13 protein-coding genes, 2 tRNA genes and 1 pseudogene are annotated in these 17,548 nt (G+C 66.8%); 4 read left to right on the forward strand and 12 right to left on the reverse strand.

Annotated elements, in window-relative coordinates; genetic code table 11:
- Positions 1-46 precede the first annotated feature (46 nt).
- From ACSQ12_RS15785 to ACSQ12_RS15830, 10 genes and pseudogenes are all read right to left on the reverse strand, one after another.
- Positions 47-706: an SDR family oxidoreductase gene (locus tag ACSQ12_RS15785; protein ID WP_209743009.1), complete on the reverse strand. Its 660-nt coding sequence runs from the start codon at positions 704-706 to the stop codon at positions 47-49.
- Positions 707-826: 120 nt separating this feature from the next.
- Positions 827-1,756, reverse strand: coding sequence for a hypothetical protein (locus ACSQ12_RS15790; protein ID WP_436066002.1), 930 nt, complete (start codon positions 1,754-1,756; stop codon positions 827-829).
- A 1-nt stretch (position 1,757) separates the two neighbouring features.
- Complete coding sequence (locus ACSQ12_RS15795; RefSeq protein ID WP_436066003.1) at positions 1,758-2,267, reverse strand: RNA polymerase sigma factor; 510 nt, start codon at positions 2,265-2,267, stop codon at positions 1,758-1,760.
- A gap of 126 nt (positions 2,268-2,393) precedes the next feature.
- A pseudogene (gene yidC / locus ACSQ12_RS15800) lies at positions 2,394-3,191 on the reverse strand (membrane protein insertase YidC); the annotation flags it as partial.
- Positions 3,192-4,110: 919 nt separating this feature from the next.
- Positions 4,111-4,187: transfer RNA gene (locus ACSQ12_RS15805), tRNA-Met, on the reverse strand.
- 61 nt (positions 4,188-4,248) lie between these two features.
- Positions 4,249-4,320: transfer RNA gene (locus ACSQ12_RS15810), tRNA-Thr, on the reverse strand.
- A 249-nt stretch (positions 4,321-4,569) separates the two neighbouring features.
- Positions 4,570-6,798 (reverse strand): DEAD/DEAH box helicase, encoded by a 2,229-nt coding sequence (locus ACSQ12_RS15815; protein ID WP_209743003.1) that lies wholly within the window; start codon positions 6,796-6,798, stop codon positions 4,570-4,572.
- 445 nt (positions 6,799-7,243) lie between these two features.
- Positions 7,244-7,897: an MOSC domain-containing protein gene (locus tag ACSQ12_RS15820; protein WP_209743001.1), complete on the reverse strand. Its 654-nt coding sequence runs from the start codon at positions 7,895-7,897 to the stop codon at positions 7,244-7,246.
- 93 nt (positions 7,898-7,990) lie between these two features.
- Positions 7,991-8,665, reverse strand: coding sequence for a response regulator (locus tag ACSQ12_RS15825; protein ID WP_209748221.1), 675 nt, complete (start codon positions 8,663-8,665; stop codon positions 7,991-7,993).
- Positions 8,662-10,269 carry a sensor histidine kinase gene (locus ACSQ12_RS15830; RefSeq protein ID WP_436066004.1) on the reverse strand — a complete coding sequence of 536 codons (1,608 nt, stop codon included), beginning with the start codon at positions 10,267-10,269 and terminating at the stop codon, positions 8,662-8,664. Before ACSQ12_RS15830 ends, ACSQ12_RS15825 begins: the two co-directional genes overlap by 4 nt.
- Positions 10,270-10,444: 175 nt before the next feature.
- On the opposite strand from ACSQ12_RS15830, the gene ACSQ12_RS15835 reads away from it, so the two are divergent.
- The 4 genes from ACSQ12_RS15835 to ACSQ12_RS15850 are packed head-to-tail and all read left to right on the forward strand — an operon-like array spanning position 10,445 to position 15,227.
- Entirely contained in the window at positions 10,445-11,272 is an 828-nt protein-coding gene (locus ACSQ12_RS15835; protein WP_436066005.1) for a Tat pathway signal protein, read from the forward strand.
- A gap of 2 nt (positions 11,273-11,274) precedes the next feature.
- On the forward strand, positions 11,275-12,495 hold the full coding sequence (locus ACSQ12_RS15840) for a glutathionylspermidine synthase family protein (protein WP_436066006.1): 1,221 nt from the start codon (positions 11,275-11,277) through the stop codon (positions 12,493-12,495).
- Positions 12,492-13,979 (forward strand): APC family permease, encoded by a 1,488-nt coding sequence (locus ACSQ12_RS15845; protein WP_436066007.1) that lies wholly within the window; start codon positions 12,492-12,494, stop codon positions 13,977-13,979. Before ACSQ12_RS15840 ends, ACSQ12_RS15845 begins: the two co-directional genes overlap by 4 nt.
- A gap of 48 nt (positions 13,980-14,027) precedes the next feature.
- Positions 14,028-15,227 carry an acyl-CoA dehydrogenase family protein gene (locus ACSQ12_RS15850; protein ID WP_436066008.1) on the forward strand — a complete coding sequence of 400 codons (1,200 nt, stop codon included), beginning with the start codon at positions 14,028-14,030 and terminating at the stop codon, positions 15,225-15,227.
- 94 nt (positions 15,228-15,321) lie between these two features.
- Here the strand turns inward: ACSQ12_RS15850 and ACSQ12_RS15855 are convergent, their stop codons facing one another.
- Both ACSQ12_RS15855 and ACSQ12_RS15860 read right to left on the reverse strand, forming a co-directional pair.
- Positions 15,322-16,068, reverse strand: coding sequence for an SDR family oxidoreductase (locus ACSQ12_RS15855; RefSeq protein ID WP_436066009.1), 747 nt, complete (start codon positions 16,066-16,068; stop codon positions 15,322-15,324).
- On the reverse strand, positions 16,065-17,447 hold the full coding sequence (locus ACSQ12_RS15860; protein ID WP_436066010.1) for a glycosyltransferase 87 family protein: 1,383 nt from the start codon (positions 17,445-17,447) through the stop codon (positions 16,065-16,067). The genes ACSQ12_RS15855 and ACSQ12_RS15860 overlap by 4 nt, the downstream gene beginning before the upstream one ends.
- Positions 17,448-17,548: the final 101 nt, after the last annotated feature.

Genomic DNA, 17,548 nt, shown 5'->3' on the forward strand with positions numbered 1-17,548 from the left:
GGGCGCCTCCCCCACAGTATCGGGTGCGGTCCGGGGGCCGGCCCGCCTAGCGGGCGGGCTGCAGCGCTGCCGCGACCGGGAGCGTGCCGTCCCGGAACTCGATGGTGCGTCCGGCGGTTTCCGGCAGGCCCAGGACGGCGGCCGTCACGAGTGCCACGTTGGCCCGTGAGGTGGCCGTGCCCGCGGAGGTGTCCGCCGGATTGACGTCGATGAGGCCGTTGCCGGGGCCGTCCGTCAGGGTTCCCGGGCCCAGGATGGTCCAGGCCAGGTCCGTGCCGCGGAGGTACTGGTCCGCGGCGGCCTTCGCCTCGGCGTACGCGTGGAAGCTGTTGTCCGCCGGGACTCCGTGGTCCGGGCCTGCACCGAAGTAGGAGACCATGACGTAGCGCCCGACGCCGGCCTCAGCCGCCGCGTCCATCGAACGGATGGCTGCGTCCCGGTCCACGGCATAGGTGCGTTCGGGGCTGCCGCCGCCGGCACCCGCGGACCACACCACGGCGTCGTGGCCGCTGAGGGCGCCGGCGAGTTCCGCCGTCGTCGTATTTTCAACGTCCAGGACCGACGGCGTAGCGCCGGTCGCCGCGACGTCGTCCGTGTGGTCCGGGTTGCGGAAGAAGGACGTGACGTCCTCACCGTCCGCCGCGAGGATTCTGGCCAGTTCCAAAGCCACTTTGCCGTGGCCACCGATGATTGCGATGCGCGTCATTGACCCATTCTGTCCCACGGGTGGCGTGGCCGCACCCGCGCTCGCGCTTGGCTTAACCGAAAACTAGGTCCTCCCACCCTGCTCGGGCGGGAGGACCTTGTCCATGGAGGCCGGACCAGGCTACGAGTAGCGCAGGCTGAGGAGGAGAGCCTTCAACTGCGCGTACCGTTCGCCTGCCATCCAGTCCCTCGCTGCATCGGGTGTGGCGAAGGCCGGCTGCTTTTCGAAGTCGAACACGGCGTAGGCCGACATCACCCCGTTCGGCAGGCGAATCTGGTTGGTCCCCGAAGTGTCCTGCGTCGGCAGGAACTCCTGGGCCAGCCTGACATCCATGAAGTAGTAGAGGGCGGTGCCGTCGGCCGGCTCGGTGGGGGCCGGCATTCCGGGATAGGAGACGGGGAGGATCTGGTCTGCGGCGAAGCCGAACTCGGCAGGGTTTCCTGAAACGTCGGCAATCCCCGGCACGGGCGTGTGGTCAAGGACCGTGCGCTTGACGCTGCCCGCCGCCCCGTCGCCGTACATCCCGCTGAGGACCCGCGCCACCTCGGAGCCGGAGTCGTCAGCCACCACCGCGACGACGGAGCCGGCCTTTGTCTCTTCAGACAGGTACGGGCCCTGTTCCGTCCGGACGCTCCACCCTTCGGGGTATGCGAAGGAGAGATGTCCGTCCGGGAAGACGAAGGTCCGCACCGAGGCGGCCTGCGGCGGCGCCGTCGCGGCCGGCGCTGTTGCAGCCGGCTCTGTTGCAGCCGGCGTCGGCGTTACCGATCCGGTGACCGTGGCGGCCGGCCCTGGCGCGGGCGTCACCGGACCAAGATTGGTGGCCGCCAGGACTCCCGCGGCGACAGCTGCGGCCGCCAAGGTGATCACGCCGGCGAGCCGGGCGCGCCGCAGCCTTCGGTCCTCGAGCGAGGTTGCACCGGCCGGGAGCCGGTCGCTGAACGCGGCCGGTTCGGCCAGCATCCGGCGAAGGGCCGCTTCGCCGTCGGGTGTGGACGGATCGTGGCGCACGGGATCCGTCGCGGAAATCATGGTCTTGATTGGATCCATTTCAGGCACCCATCCTCTGTGTGATCGTTTCTACTCCAGCTGGCATCTGCTTCCGGAACGCAGCCCGGGCCCGGTGCAGCCGAACCTTGGCGGCGGACTCGCTGCACTGGAGCACATCAGCGATTTCCGGCGTGCCAAGCCCGTCCCAGTAGGCGAGCTGGAGGATGTCCCGGTCTTTCTCCCGCAGACCGGCCATGGCATCATGCACGGCCAGGTATTCGGATCCGTCTCCGAAACTGAGGACCGCCGTGGCCCGCAGCTTCTCCTGCAGCGCGCGTTGGCGGTCACGGCTCCGGTACGCATTGCCGATCATGTTCCGCGCTACGGTGACCAGCCAGGCGATATCAGCCCTCGGCTGGTCGCCCCACTTCTGCCACACGACCCGGAAGACATCGGCGGCGATTTCCTCCGCCACCTCCGGGGATTCCACCCTCCGGCGCACATACCGGAAGACCGCTGGATAGTTGTCCTTGTGTAGGGCTATAAACGCCAGTTCACGCTCGGAAAGCACAATATCCCCCTGATGAGTAGTCCTGAGCCGCGTTCTATCTGTATTGTTTCCGGCCCAACGCCAGGCGTTACTCACATCGCAGAGAATTTTCGGCGCTGCCCGCCCCGGCAATGCTCAGGGCACCCTGCCGGGGCCGGATGCCCGGCCCCTCACCACGAATTGCTGCGCCAGCGTCCACAGGTTGGAAACGGTCCAGTAGATCAGGACGCCGATGGGAAACACGATGCCGCCGGCCCCGAAGATGACCGGCAGGATGTAGAGAATCATCTTCTGCTGGATCATCGCCGGACCGGCCGCGGCCTCTTCGGACGTGTTCCTGGCCATGACCAGCTTCTGCGTCAGGAACTGCGCAGCCGTCATGGCCAGGATCATCACGATGGCCAGCAGCGTCACCGCAAGGGCATCGCCGCCGCCGTGCAGCAACGACGCGGACAGCGGGGCTCCGAAGATGCTGGACTGATCGAACTGCACCACCTGCTCGTGGCTCATGGTCCCGATCCCCTCGCCGCGCCCGGCCGCAGAGGAGATGCCGGAGAGCACTTGGAAGAGGGCCAGGAAGAACGGGGCCTGGATCAGCAGGGGTAAGCAGGCTGAGAACGGGTTGGTTCCATGCTTCTTGTAAAGGGCCATCTGCTCCTGCGCCATGGCCTGGCGGGACAGTTGGTCGGCCTTGCCCTTGTACTTGTCCTGCAGCCTTTTCAGGTCCGGCTGCAGGAGGCGCATTCGGCGCTGGGCGTAGACCTGCTGCAGGAACACGGGGATCAGGGCGGCGCGGATGGCCAGCACCAGCCCGATGATGGACAACGTCCAGGTCCAGCCGCCGGCAGGGGGCATCCCCATAGCTCCCAGTCCGTCGTGGAAGCCCACCATGATGGTGGAAACCAGCCACTTGAACGGAAACATGATTCCTTCAAAAAGCTCCACTGAGATCCCCATCCGCCAGTTGCTGCCAAGCTACTGCGGATCGCGGCCCTTGTCACGGTACCTGCATACGTCAGGGGCCACCGATTGACAACAGGGAAGCCCCGGAATCTCAAGGATTTCGAGGGCTTGTCCTATAGCGGCGGGGAGGCTCGATCTTCTGCCCTCACGATTCGCTGGCGGGAGGTCTCGACGGCCGGGTCGGCTCAGCCGGGCGGCCCCCACCGTCACTAGCACGGGAGGGCGGGGCTTGCCAACTTAGTGACCCATTCCGGTCTTTCGGGCCGTATGGCGCGTTTCATAAGTTCGCTTACTATTGAGCAGGCGGTCCGCTTCCGTTGTGCCCACTCTGAAGCGGGCCGTCCCTCACTCCAGCCACATGCACACTCAACGAGGAGACCCCGGCCTTGCCATACGTCGACATTAACCCGCACCGTCCGCGACGCCCCCGATGGCTGGCACATGTCGGGCTCAGCGTCCTGACCGTGGCCACACTTGCTGTCGTCATGCTGGCGCTCCACTGGCGGTAGCTCTGGGTTGTGTTGCCGATAGGCCGATACCCAATTGTGAGCAACCGACACGGCGATCCTCCGCTATCACCCCGCCGGGGCCGGTAGCTTCGGTGCACTACTAGATGGAAGGTGTGCCGAAATGACTTTCACTGAATACCTCTCAGGCGTTGCCATCATGGTTGGATCCCTGATAGCCGCCGCAGGTCTTGCTGCGGCCACGGTCCGCGCAAGGTCTCACCGCCACTAAGGACGCCGGTCTGGCCAACACCTGCGAGCACCAGGCCCTCTATGCCTGTGCTGACTGCCATGCCGTCCCGGCAGCCGACCGGTACGCGTAAGAAGGGTTTCCGTTGGATCGGGTGCTTAAAACAAAAGCAGGTCAGAGGCAATACGCCTCTGACCTGCGGTTTTGGTAGCGGTGGGGAGGCTCGATCTCCCGACCTCACGATTATGAGTCGTGCGCTCTAACCAACTGAGCTACACCGCCACGAATGAGAAAACCTGCATCAAGCCGGTCAAAAACCGCCTTGACACAGGCTCTCATTCAGAGCCCCCCACCGGAATCGATCCGGTGACCTCGTTCTTACCAAGAACGCGCTCTACCACTGAGCTAGGGGGGCAACGAGTAAATACTCTACCGGAAGATTCCGCTCCCAACAAATCGGCGGCAGGACTGGCCCCAACTGGCCGAAAACCCCGGAAATCCGGGCCCGGAAACGCCGCCGAGGGCTCTAACGGAAGCTCCTGCAGCAACGTTGCAGGCTTCGTGTGACGAAGCATACACGGGGCCGTGTGCGGGGTGGACGGGATAAACGAAAACGGGCCGGCTCGAAAGCCGGCCCGTCTTCAGTGCCTGGTGCTGCTAGGGCTTACCACTTGCCCTTGCGGTTGAAGTCGCGGTGTCCGCCTTCGTTGCCATGGCGCGGCTTGCGTGCACCGTCGCCGTGGCCGCCGAAGCGGGAGTCGCTGGCCTGGCCGCGGCTGGCGCCGCTGTCAGCGCCCACGCTGCGCTCCGAACGGTCGCTGAAGGAGCGGCCGCCACGGTCAGCGGAGGACCGCTCGCCGTCGTTCTTGCGGAATTCCTTCTTGAACCCGCCGTTGCCCTTGAAGTTGCCGCCACGGTCTCCGCCGCCGGAGTACCCGCCACGGTCGCCGCCACGGTTGCCCTGGTAACCGCCACGCTCACCGGCGCCACCGGAGGGCTTGCGGCCGTTGTCCAGCTCGAGGTGGATCAGCTCGCCGCCAATCCGGGTGCGGGACAGTGCACGCAGCTGCTCGGGGCTGAGGTCCGCCGGAAGCTCCACGAGGGAGTGGTCCGATCGGATGTCAATGCCGCCGATCTGGGCCGAGGAAATGCCGCCTTCGTTGGCAATGGCGCCGACGATGGAACCCGGCATGACGCGCTGGCGGCGTCCGACGGCGATCCGGTAGGTGGCGTTACCCTCGGTCAGGGTGCGGGTCGGGCCGCGTGAGCCAAAGCCGTCCTTGGAGCGCTCGCGCTTCTGGAACTCGGGAGCTGCAGGCAGTTCCTTCACCAGGAGCGGCTGGCCGCCCTGCGCCATAACGGCCAGTGCTGCAGCGATCTCCGAGGCCGGGACGTTGTGCTCTTCCTCGTAGGAGGAGATGAGGTCGCGGAACGGTGCAACATCTTCGGACGCGAGGGTCTCGGTGATGCGCTCGGCAAACTTGCCCAGGCGCAGCGTGTTCACGGTCTCGGCCGTGGGCAGGTGCATCTGCTCCACCGGCTGGCGGGTGGCCTTCTCGATGGAACGGAGCAGGTACTTCTCCCGCGGCGTCATGAACAGGATCGCGTCGCCGGAACGGCCTGCACGGCCGGTGCGGCCGATGCGGTGGACGTAGGACTCGGTGTCGTGGGGGATGTCGTAGTTGACCACATGGCTGATGCGCTCCACGTCAAGGCCGCGGGCCGCGACGTCGGTGGCCACCAGGATGTCGATGCGGCCTTCCTTCAGCGCGTCCACAGTGCGTTCGCGCTGCTGCTGCGGGATGTCACCGTTGATGGCGGCAGCCTGGAAGCCGCGGGACTTCAGCTTGTCGGCGAGGTCCTCGGTGGCCATCTTGGTGCGCACGAAGGCGATGACGCCGTCGAACTCTTCGACCTCGAGGATGCGGGTCAGCGCGTCGAGCTTGTGCGGGCCCATGACCTGCAGGTAGCGCTGGCGGGTGTTCGCACCGGTGGTGGTCTTGGATTTCACCGAGATCTCGGCCGGGTTGTTCAAGTACTGCTTGGACATCCGGCGGATCTGGCTCGGCATGGTGGCCGAGAACAGCGCAACCTGGCGGTCCGAAGGAGTCTGCTGGAAGATCTGCTCCACGTCTTCAGCGAAGCCCATGCGCAGCATTTCGTCGGCCTCATCCAGCACCAGGTACTGGAGCTCGGACAGGTCCAGGGAACCCTTGGAGATGTGGTCGATCACGCGGCCGGGGGTACCGACGACAACCTGGGCACCGCGGCGCAGGCCGGCGAGCTGGGGGCCGTAGGCGGAGCCGCCGTAAACGGGGAGGACCGTGAAGTCGTCAATGTGCTTGGCGTAGGAGGTGAAGGCCTCGGCAACCTGGAGCGCCAGCTCGCGGGTCGGGGCGAGGACCAGGGCCTGTGTCTTGCGGGACGGGCCGTTGAGGTCGTGGAGCTCGGCCAGGCGGGACAGTGCCGGTACTGCGAATGCTGCAGTCTTACCGGTACCGGTCTGGGCCAGGCCCACGACGTCGCGGCCTTCGAGCAGCAGCGGAATGGTTGCTGCCTGAATGGGGGACGGCTTCTCGTAGCCGACGTCCTGCAGTGCGGCGAGGACGCGGCCGTCGATGCCGAGGTCGGCGAAACGAATGCCTTCAGCTTCGGTGTCAGCCTCGCCGCTGGTGGGGTCGGCCTTGGGGGCTTCGGTCTTCGGAGCTTCAGCGGCGGGCGCCTCGGCGGCCGGACGTTCTTCAGCGGCGGGCGCCTCGGCGGGCGCCGGGGCCTCGGTGAAAACGGGGGCGGAACCGGCTACGGGAGCGGCGGTCTCGGGGGTTTCTACGGCCGTCTCGGTGGTCTCGGCAGTAGCCGTTTCGTTGATGGCGTCGTTGTGATTTTCGGGCATAGGGAAGTTTTCCTCATCCATAGGGGGCCAGGCGGCACAACCCGAGGTGAGCGGAGCCGCAGTACATGTGCCGTTTGGACGCCGGGCAGACATTGACCGGCCGGTCACGTAGAAGTCCGGCGCTTTCGCAATCCCGTGGCAGGACTTCCCGCTGCATCTCTTGGCTGCTATCCCAGCAGTCTGTACAGCGTTTTCTTTAGCCGGCTCTCCCTATGAAAATGCCCGCATCGCTTGTGCGGGCCCCAACACTTGCCAGTCCTGCCTCAAAAATTGGGCAGGAATAAGGGATTTCCGGAGTGGGGGATATTTCAAGTGTAAGGCATGGTTCCTCCTTGCACTAACCCGCCGGCGACCAGCGGCGGGTGACGTTGGGCACAACGGCCCCTCGGGGCAGCACCTGCCGGCCTCTGCACGGGTCACTGCGGCCGTCCGGGGCCCGGTGGCGCTAGACGCCCAGACGCCGCTGGATCTTCTCGAATTCCTCGTGGTACTCCGGCTGCAGGCGGATCTCGCCGTCCGCGTCCGCGTCCCGCAGCGCGTCCATGTACTCGATGGTGGGAGCGCTGAACCAGCTGCCGATGGTCACACCGTGGTTGGGAACGAACAGCCGGTGGACATGGTCGCCGGCCTGGATGGTCCCCGTCTTGATGACGCGAAGATAGGTGCCCACCCGGCCCGCCTCGGTGAACCGCTTGACCCACCGCGCCTCGTCCATGCGGCGCTGGAACGTGGCACAGGGAACGCGGGGCGACGTCACTTCGACTTCGACGTCCAGGCCGATCTTCCACCGTTCGCCGATCACCGCAGTGGTGGTTCCTATTCCGGCGACCCGCAGGTTCTCGCCGAATACTCCCGGCGGCAGTTCCCGCTGCAGCTCCCCCGCCCAGTAGTCGGCGTCGTCCTGGGAGTAGGCGTACAGCGCCTGGTCCGCACCGCCGTGGTGGATGCGGTTCGCCTGGACGTCGCCGTGGAGCCCGAGTTTGTGAACCTTGACCGGACCATCGACGGCACGCTTGTCGATGGCCGTGACGCCCACGCTCCCTTCATCGCTCAGAAGCTGGTGTACCCGGCACACGGCAAGCACAGATGCGGTTTCCATGGCTACAGTCTAAGTTCTTCGGACCGGATTGCCCGGGGAACTTACGCGGGCAACTTCCGCGGGCAACTTCCCGGAGAACTTCCGCGGCGGGCGTCAGGGATCGAAGCGGTACCCCATGCCCGCTTCCGTGTGCAGGTGGCGCGGCCGGGCCGGGTCCTGCTCGAGCTTGCGCCGCAGCTGGGCCAGGTAGACGCGCAGGTACTGGGTCTCTTTGGCGTACGCCTGGCCCCAGACCTGGGTGAGCAGCTGTTGCTGGCTAACCAGCTTTCCCGGATTGCGCACCAGCAGTTCGAGGATGTTCCACTCGGTGGGCGTGAGGCGGATTTCGTGTCCGTCCCGGACAACCTTGCGCGCCGCCAAATCCACCACGAAGTCCGCAGTTTCAACGGTGGGAGCCTCACGTTGGGCCGGCGAGCGGCGGGAGGCTGCGCGCAGCCGCGCCAGCAGCTCGTCGAGGCCGAACGGCTTGGTCACGTAGTCGTCCGCCCCGGCGTCGAGCGCTTCCACTTTGTCCTCCGAAGCGTGGCGGGCGGAAAGCACGATGACGGGAACGGAGCTCCAGCCGCGGATCCCCCGAATCACGTCCACTCCGTCCATGTCCGGGAGCCCGAGGTCCAGCACCACGATGTCCACGGGGTGCTGGGCGGCCAGTTTCAACCCGTCCGCTCCCAGGCCCGCGGTGATTGCCTGGTAACCGTGGGCGCGGAGGTTGATCTGCATGGCCCGGGCCAGCTGTGCCTCGTCTTCGATAATCAGGACCAGGGTCACGGCAGCGGACCCTCCCACAGCGGAAGGGTGACCACCATGGTCAGCCCGCCGCCCGGCGTCGGCTCTGCCGCAAGGATTCCTCCCATGGCTTCGGTGAAGCCGTTGGCAACGGCCAGGCCAAGCCCGATCCCCACGGTGCGGCCGCCTCCGGTGCGCTGGGAATCGTTGAGCCGCTGGAACGGCTGAAACATGTCCAGCACCGCCGCCGGGGCAACTCCGGCGCCATGGTCCACCACGCGGAATTCGCTGGCAGGCCTGCCTGCCAGTGCGATTCCCTCCCCCGCCCGCGCTGTCAGCACCACATCGGCGTCCGGCGCGTACTTGAGCGCGTTCTCCACCAGGTTCGCCACCACGCGCTCCAGCATCCCGGCGTCGGCCTCCACGCGGGGCAGGTTGGCCGGCAGTTCCACGCGGATCCGCGCCGCAGGCAGCCCCTTGAGCGCATCGGGCAGCACGTCCGCCCAGCCCAGCCCGCGCAGGAGCGGGTTGACCGAGTCAGCCGTGATCCGGGACATGTCCAGCAGGTTGCCGATCAGGTGGTCCAGCCTGTCGGCCGAATCCTCGATGGTGGCAAGCAGTTCGCGTTCGTCCTCCGGGGAAAACTGCACATCCTCCTGGCGCAGGCTGCTGACGGCCAGCTTGATCCCGGCCAGCGGGGTGCGCAGGTCATGGCTGACCGCCCTCAGGATGGACGTGCGCATCTTGTTGCCCTCGGAGAGCCGTTGGTTGTCCTGCATGCTCGCCGCCAGTTGGCGCCGTTCCAGGATCGCCACCAGGAACGCCCCGAAAGCGGCCAGCATGCGCTGGTGCTGTCCGGAAAACGTATGACCGGCCGGCGGTCCGCCGTTGATCAGCAGCGTGTAGCGGGAATCGACGACGACGGCGTGGTCGGCAGCCGCGTGCGTCACCGGCGCGCTGGTCCCGGCACTGGCGAGCACTGCCCATGAGGTGTTGTTGCCGCGGGGCCGCCCCGGACCGCTTCCGGCGGCGGGTCCCGCCGCGTGCGGGCTGCCGGGTGAGCTGCCGGGTGAGCTGTCGGCCAGCAAGGTCACGGCGTCCACCCCCAACCTGCTGCGGACCTTCTCAAGGAACGTCTCCAGGCTGCCGTCGGAACTGAGGATCCGCAGGGACAGCTCGCTCAAAGCCGTGGCTTCAGCCCCGGACCTGGCGGCTTCCTGCGCCCGGCGGGTCGCCAGGCCAACGGCAAGGGCCACGCTGCAGGCGACGGCCAGGAACACCACGAGGGTGAACAGGGTGGAGGGATCGGCGATGGACAGCGTGCCCACGGGATCGGCTGAGAAGTAGTTGAGGAGTGTAGTGCCCAGGACCGCTGCCACGACGGCGGGCCAGAATCCCCCGATGGCAGCCACCGCCACCGCGACCGCGAGATGTAGCAGCATGATGATGGCGAAGTTCCGGTATCCCGCCAGGGTCACCAGTACTTCCACTCCGGGCGGCAGGACCACCGCAAGCACCATGCCGACGACAAAGCGGCTCCGCCCGATGCCCTGGAGCTCCGGGGGTGCCGTCCCCGAACCTGCCGTCCCCGACTGTCCGGGGCCGGATCGGGCGGCGCCGCCGCGGGCGGATTCAACTGCTGCCATGGCTCCATCTTGGCATGGGCAGTTCTCCCCCGTTTTCCGTTAACAGCACCTGCTGTCAGGCACTAGGCTAACTTCAGGTTTACACAGCAGTGTCTTGCCGCGTCGGCGTCGCCGCGCGGCTTCAGACGTGCGCGTGGAGGATCACAGCTTAAGCATGGACAACCAAGGGGGACCCATGGAACCGCAGGACCCGAGCCAGGACCCTTCGAAGGATCCAACGAAGGATCCAACGAAGGATCCAAAGGACAGCCGTTCCGGCCAACAGCGCCCGGATAGCGAGCCGGCAGGAGCCGGTGGTCCCGGGGCTTCCGAACCCGGGTGGATGACCGCGCCCGGGGACTTCACGCCGCAGCCCCATGATCCGGCGACGGGGCAGCTGCCGCCCTGGCAGGTTCCCAAACCGGAGCTCCGCCCGGAACTGCTCAACGATTCGGCAGCGGGCAGAGGGACGCCCGAACCGGGGAACCCCGGCATGAAGCCCGGACGGCGGCAGAAGGGCCAGGCCGGAGGGCCGGGTGCTACGCCGGGTGCGGGCCCGCTTCCGTCACCGGGGGCAGGACCGGGTCCGGTCATCGATCCCTTTGAGCGTGAACGCGAGCGGGAGGCAGCGGCACGGAAGAAGCGCTCGCAGCGCCGCACCGTCGTCGTCGGCCTCGGCGTCACTGCCCTGCTGGCAGGCACCATCACCGCCATCGTGGCCAGCAACGAGGCGGAGGCCGACTACGCCCAGGTCTGTTTCAACGACGAAACCGGCGAGCGCGTGGACGACGCCCAGTGCGACAACAGCAGCAGCGCCGGGCGGAGCTCCGGCATTTACGCCTGGTACTTCTACTCGCGCGGCGCCAGTGTTCCGGCGGTCGGGCAGAACCGTTCTCAGTACACCGGCTTCACCAAAACTGTGCCGCAGGGGGCGAAATCGTCCAAGGGCTACAGCACCAAGGGCGGCACGGTCAGCAGGGGCGGCTTCGGCAGTAGCTCCAAGGGCGGAAGCACGGGAGGCTAGGCGTGAAGAGACTGACTGCAACCCCCAGGCCCGACTGGAAGCGGAAGATCGAGGAACAGGGGCTGGTCTTTTCCACCACCACCATGCCTGACGGCAAGAAGATCGAGTACTGGAACGAGTCCGCGTACTACGAATTCACCATGGACGAGGTGGAAACCCTCGAGAAGACCGCCGAGGACATGCACCTGATGTGCCTTGAGGCAGCCAAATACCTTGCCACCGGGGCCATGGGCAACATCGGTATCGGTCCGCAGGCGCTGGAGCTGGCCGCGGAATCACTGCAGGCCGGGGACATGGACATCTACGGCCGCTTCGACTTCGTCTACGACGGCCACGGCGGCCCTGCCAAGATGCTCGAGTACAACGCGGACACGCCCACGGGGCTGATCGAGGCCTCCGTGGCGCAATGGTTCTGGCTGCAGGACGTATTCCCGGAGAAGGACCAGTGGAACGGCATCCATGAAGCCCTGATCCGGCAGTGGAAGAAACTCCAGTACCGCACCGGCATGAGCACCCTGCACATTGCGCACTCGGAAGCCGAGCAGTCCGGCGAGGACTGGATGACGGCGGCCTACATGCGGGACGTCGCCGGCCAGGGCGGCTGGACCACCATCGGCATCAACATGTCCGACATCGGCTGGGACCCCAACCTGAACCGCTTTGTGGACCTGGACAACTTCATGATCAGCACGATCTTCAAGCTGTATCCGTGGGAACTGATGATGAAGGAACCCTTCGGCCAGCGGCTGCTGCAGCGTGCTCACAATCCGCGCTGGGTGGAGCCGGCCTGGAAAATGCTCCTGTCCAACAAGGCACTCCTGGCCGCCTTGTGGCACCTGTACCCTGACCACCCCAACCTCCTCCCGGCATACCTGAACGAACCCGGGCCGCTGAAGGAATGGGTAGCCAAGCCGCTGCACGGCCGCGAAGGGGACAACATCAAGATCCATGCTGCCGGCATCAACATGGAGCAGCCGGGCGGCTACGGGCGCGAGGGCTGGTGTTACCAGCAGTTCCACTCCCTGCCCGACTTCGACGGCAACCACCCGGTTCTGGGCCTCTGGGTGGTGGATGGCGAGTCCGTGGGCTGCGGCATCCGCGAATCGGACGGCCCCATCACCGATTACTTCTGCCGGTTCGTCCCCAACACGATCGACGCCCCGGCACCCCTTTCAGTCCAGGCCGCTTCGGCCTCCTCCAGCAAAGCAGGTATCGCACTATGAGCACAGGGACGACGACGACGGCGGAGGTCCCGTCCAAGGGGCTGCGCGCCGGCATCCTGGACCTGGGCGACTCGGTCATGCTGGGGCTGGCGTCCACCGCCCCCGTCTATTCACTCGCTGCCACGCTGGGCCTGATCGTGGCGGTCAATGGCAACTACACCCCGCTGATCCTCCTCCTGGGCTTTGTGCCGGTGCTCTTCATCGCCTACGCCTTCCGGGAACTGAACAGCGCCATGCCGGACTGCGGCACCACCTTCATCTGGGCCCGCCGGGCATTCGGGCCGTGGGCGGGCTGGCTGGGCGGCTGGGGCGTTGCCCTGGCGGGCATCGTGGTGCTCGCCAACCTGGCCCAGGTGGCAGGGCAATACCTGTGGCTGCTGGTCGGCGACGGTTCGCTGGCCGAAAACGACCTTCTGGTGACGGCCACCGGCGTCGTGTTCATTATCTTCATGACCCTGGTGAACTACCGGGGCATCCGGCTCGGCGAGCACGTCCAGCGGGTGCTGACCTACGTGCAGTATGTCTCGCTAGGCATATTCGCGCTGGCCATCGTGTTCCGGATTGCGGGCGGAGCACCGGAGGGCCAGGCATTCGACTTCGAATGGTTCAACCCCGCCGGAGCCTTCGCCGATCCCGGCGCTGTGGTTCACGGTGCCCTGCTGGCCCTTTTCATCTATTGGGGCTGGGACACGTGCCTGGCCGTGAATGAGGAAACCGAGAACCCGTCCAGGACGCCCGGCCGCGGTGCCGTCATCTCCGCCTTCGTCCTGATGGCCATCTACGTTTCCGTGGCGCTCCTGGTGATGATGTATGCCACCGTGGGCACGGACGGCATCGGCCTCGGCAATGCGGAAAACCAGGATGACGTCTTCCTGGCCATGAAGGATGTTGTGCTTGGCCCATGGGGCTGGCTGATCGTGGTGGCCGTGCTGGCCTCGGTACTGTCCTCAACTCAGACCACCATCCTGCCCACCGCCCGCGGGACGCTGTCCATGGGCGTCCACGGCGCCCTGCCGGCCAAGTTCGGCGAAGTCCACCCGCGAAACCAGACTCCGGGGTTCTCCACGCAGGTGATGGGGGCCGCCGCCGTCGTGTACTACGTGGCCATGAGCTTCCTGAGCCAGAACCTGCTTTCCGACTCCATCAGCGCCATCAGCCTGTTCATTGCTTTCTACTATGCGCTGACCGGCTTCGCCTGCTTCTGGTTCTTCCGCGGTACCTTGCGCGTTTCCGCCCGCAATCTCTGGTTCCGGGGCATCCTGCCGCTGCTCGGCGCACTGATGCTGACTGCGGCGTTCTTCATCTCCGCCGTCCAGATGTGGGACCCGGCCTACGGCGATACGGAGATCTTCGGCGTGGGCGGCGCCTTTGTCAGCGGCGTGGTGCTGCTGGCGCTGGGCGTGGTGTTGGCCGTGGTGTGCCGCTTCTCCCCCGCCACCCGGGACTACTTCGTGGCACGGCAGGCGGAGCCCAGCAAGCTATAGGAACATGGGGTACCGGCAGTCCGGACAAGCACGCCGTAGGATGCTCCAATGAGCAACGCCGCTGACCTCCCCGCTGTTTCCGACACCTCCGATGTCCTCGGCCTTGACGCCCTACTGACGGCTGAGGAGCTGGCTCTCCGGGAGCGCATCCGCGATTTCACGGAGCAGCGGATCAAACCGGATATTGCCCGCTGGTACGACGACGCCGTGTTTCCGCTCGACCTTGCCCCCGAACTCGGCGAGCTGGGCGTGCTCGGCATGCACCTGGAGGGTTACCGCTGCCCGGGCCGGTCCGCCGTCGAGTACGGCCTGGCGGCCATGGAGCTGGAGGCCGGGGACTCCGGAATCCGCACCTTCGTCTCGGTGCAGGGTTCCCTGGCCATGACCGCCATCCACAAGTGGGGGTCCGAGGACCAGAAACAGGAGTGGCTCCCCCGGATGGCCGCCGGCGAGGTAATCGGTTGTTTCGCCCTGACCGAACCGACTGCCGGATCAGATCCGTCCTCCATGACCACGACGGCCCGCCGCGACGGATCCGGGGACGACGCCGGGTGGGTGCTCGACGGCGCCAAGCGCTGGATCGGGCTGGCTTCCGTGGCCGGGGTGATGGTGGTGTGGGCCATGACCGACGACGGCGTCCGCGGCTTCCTGGTGCCCGCCGGAACTCCCGGGGTCACCGCGACGCCGATCAACCGGAAACTTTCGATGCGCGCCTCGATCCAGTGCGACGTGGCGTTCGACGGCGTGCGGCTGGGTCCGGAGGCCCTGCTGCCGGGTGCCCGCGGCCTGCGGGGCCCCTTCACCTGCCTCAACGAAGCGCGGTACGGGATTGCCTGGGGTGCCATGGGTGCCGCCCGTGATTCCTACGAGGCCGCCCTGAAGTACTCGCAGGACCGGCTCCAGTTCGGCCGGCCGCTGGCCGGGTACCAGCTGACCCAGGAGAAGCTGGTGAACATGCTCCTGGAGATCCAGAAGGGGACCATGCTGGCGCTCCACCTGGGCCGTCTGAAGGACGCCGGCGCCCTGCGGCCGGAACAGATTTCACTCGGCAAGCTGAACAACGTACGCGAGGCGCTGGGTATTGCCCGGGAGGCCCGCTCCATCCTGGGCGGGAACGGGATCACCCTTGACTACTCGCCGCTGCGGCACGCCTCGAACCTCGAGTCGGTCCGCACCTATGAGGGGACCGACGAGGTCCACACCCTCATCCTGGGCCAGCACATCACCGGCATCGGCGCCTTCCGCTGATCCCTGGCCCAACTGACTCGCAGTTAACGTCGTGAAACGCGCTTTTCACGACGTTAACTGCGAGCTACTTGGGCTGGCGGGCGGATGGGTGAACCTAGGCCGAGAAGCCGCCGTCGGCCTTGATCAGCTGACCGGACACCCAGCGGCCTTCCGGCGAGAGCAGGAACGCCACGGTTCCGGCCACGTCCGCGGGGGTACCGAGCCTTCCGCCGGGTTGTTGCCGGGTGAGGTCCTCCCGCAGGGCCCTGTCCATCCAACCCGTATCCACCGGCCCGGGGTTCAGCACATTCGCGGTGATGCCGATCGGCCCCAGCTCCCGTGCCGCGGCAATGACGGTCCGGTCCAGCGCCCCCTTGGAAGCGCCGTACGGCAGGTTGAACGCCGTGTGGTCACTGGTCAGCGCCACGATGGCGCCGCCGTCGTCCGACGCCTGCCGGGCGAAGGCCGCGATCAACTGCCAGCTGGCCCGGGCGTTGACGGCAAAGTGCCGGTCCCAGCTGGCCAGGGTGGTGTCCAGGATGCCGGAGTCCACGGACTCGGTGTGGCTCAGCACCAGCCCCTGCAACGTTCCGGCCTGCTCCGCCACGGCGGCCATGAGCCGATCCACGGCCAGCGGATCCTCCAGGTCCGCAGGCACGGCAACGACGCGGGCGCCGGTTGCTTCAAGTTCCGCCGTGAGGCGTTCAACATCCTCCGGCTGGACTCCCCAGGGCATCCGGGAATCGTAGTCCTGCCAGTACGTCAGCACCAGGTCCCAGCCGTCGGCAGCGAGGCGGCGGGCAATGCCGGCACCGATACCGGCAAGGCGGCCGACGCCGGTCACCAACGCTGTCCTGCTCATGCGGGCACCTCGGCCAGGGACCCCCGCCGGAGCACCACGAGCCAGCACGCCAGGATGGCCACGGCGCAGAACACGCCGGCGCTGGAGGCCATCAGCCAGGGCTCCGGCGTTTGGAAGTCCAGGTTCTCCGCGCCCAGGGCCTCGCCGATGCTCTTGGGGGAAAAGAAGAACACGATGATCGAGGCCCCCAGCACTCCGCCCATCAGCCAGCGGGTGGCACGGTAACGGTGCGGCGTCTCACGCAGGGTCCAGGCGAAGGCCGGGAGGACTGCCGCCATCCAGACCCAGTGGTGGGACCACGAGACGGGGCTGATGAGAAGCATGGTGAGGGCTGTGGCCGAAATGGCCACCACCCGTGAGCCCTGGTCGCTTGCGGTCTTGATCACCATGGCGCCCATGCCTGTCACCAGCAGGCTCAGCAGCAGCCAGGGAACCGTGACGCCGGCTTCGGGAACACCGAAATGCAGCAGGGCACCTTTGAGTGAGAGGTTGTCCACGTAGCCTGCGCCGCCGATCCTGGACGTGTCCGGGAGGATCTCCAGCCAGAACCGGAACGATTCCGCCGGGCGGACCAGCCAGCCCAGCAGCACAGTGAAGGCGAACCCCCCGGCCATGTTGAACAGGCCGCGCCAGTCCTTGCGGACCAGGAAGTACAGGCCGAAAACCAGTGGCGTCAGTTTGATGCCGGCGGCCATCCCCACCAGGAAGCCCCGGCCCGGAAAACCCTGGACCCAGCGCTGGTTCCTAGCCAGCAGATCGGCCGCCATGATCCCCATCAGCAGGATGTTGATTTGGCCGAACGCCAGGGTCTCACGCCACGGGCCCAGGTTCAGGACGGCAAGCAGCAGGATCACGGCGCCCCATTTGTTGCGTGTTGCCTGGAATCCGGAAGCTCCGAAGGTGGAGCGCCAGTCCTGTTTCGCGCTCCAGTAGCGCACGCCGCGCACGGCAACCCACACGGCAACTGCCGCCCCGGCGGCATTGAAAAGCATCAGCGCGGATTTCTCCGGCAGCCTGGCCAGCAGGCTGAATAGCAGCGCGGCGAAGGGCGGGTACGTGAACGGCAGCTCCGGCCCTCCGGCCCAGCCCACGGTCAGGCTGTACAGGTCCGACGGCGACTGGCCGGCCTCGTTGAGGATCTTGCCGCCGTGCCAGTACACGCTGAAATCGAGACCGTGCCCGGCCCAGGCGTCAAGGCGTTGGGCGACGAACCAGGCTGCGGCCAGGACGGCCAGGAGAGTCACCAGCTCACCGGCGACGCCCAGCGCCAGCCGGCTGCGGTACCAGGATCCGGCGGCCCCGGCGAGTGGCCCGGGTTCCGCCCCCGCGCGTAGGCGAGGTCCGGCGTCGAGCTCTTTTTCGGCGTCGAGCAGTGCCATCCCGTGTCCCCAAACGTTGTTCCTGCAGAGCGGCGCCACTGAAGGCGCGGTGCGCGCGTATCGCGAAGTTGTGCCGGCTGCCTCGCGCCGGATCCGGCGCA

Source organism: Arthrobacter sp. LjRoot14 (assembly GCF_964253905.1).
Classification (GTDB): domain Bacteria; phylum Actinomycetota; class Actinomycetes; order Actinomycetales; family Micrococcaceae; genus Arthrobacter.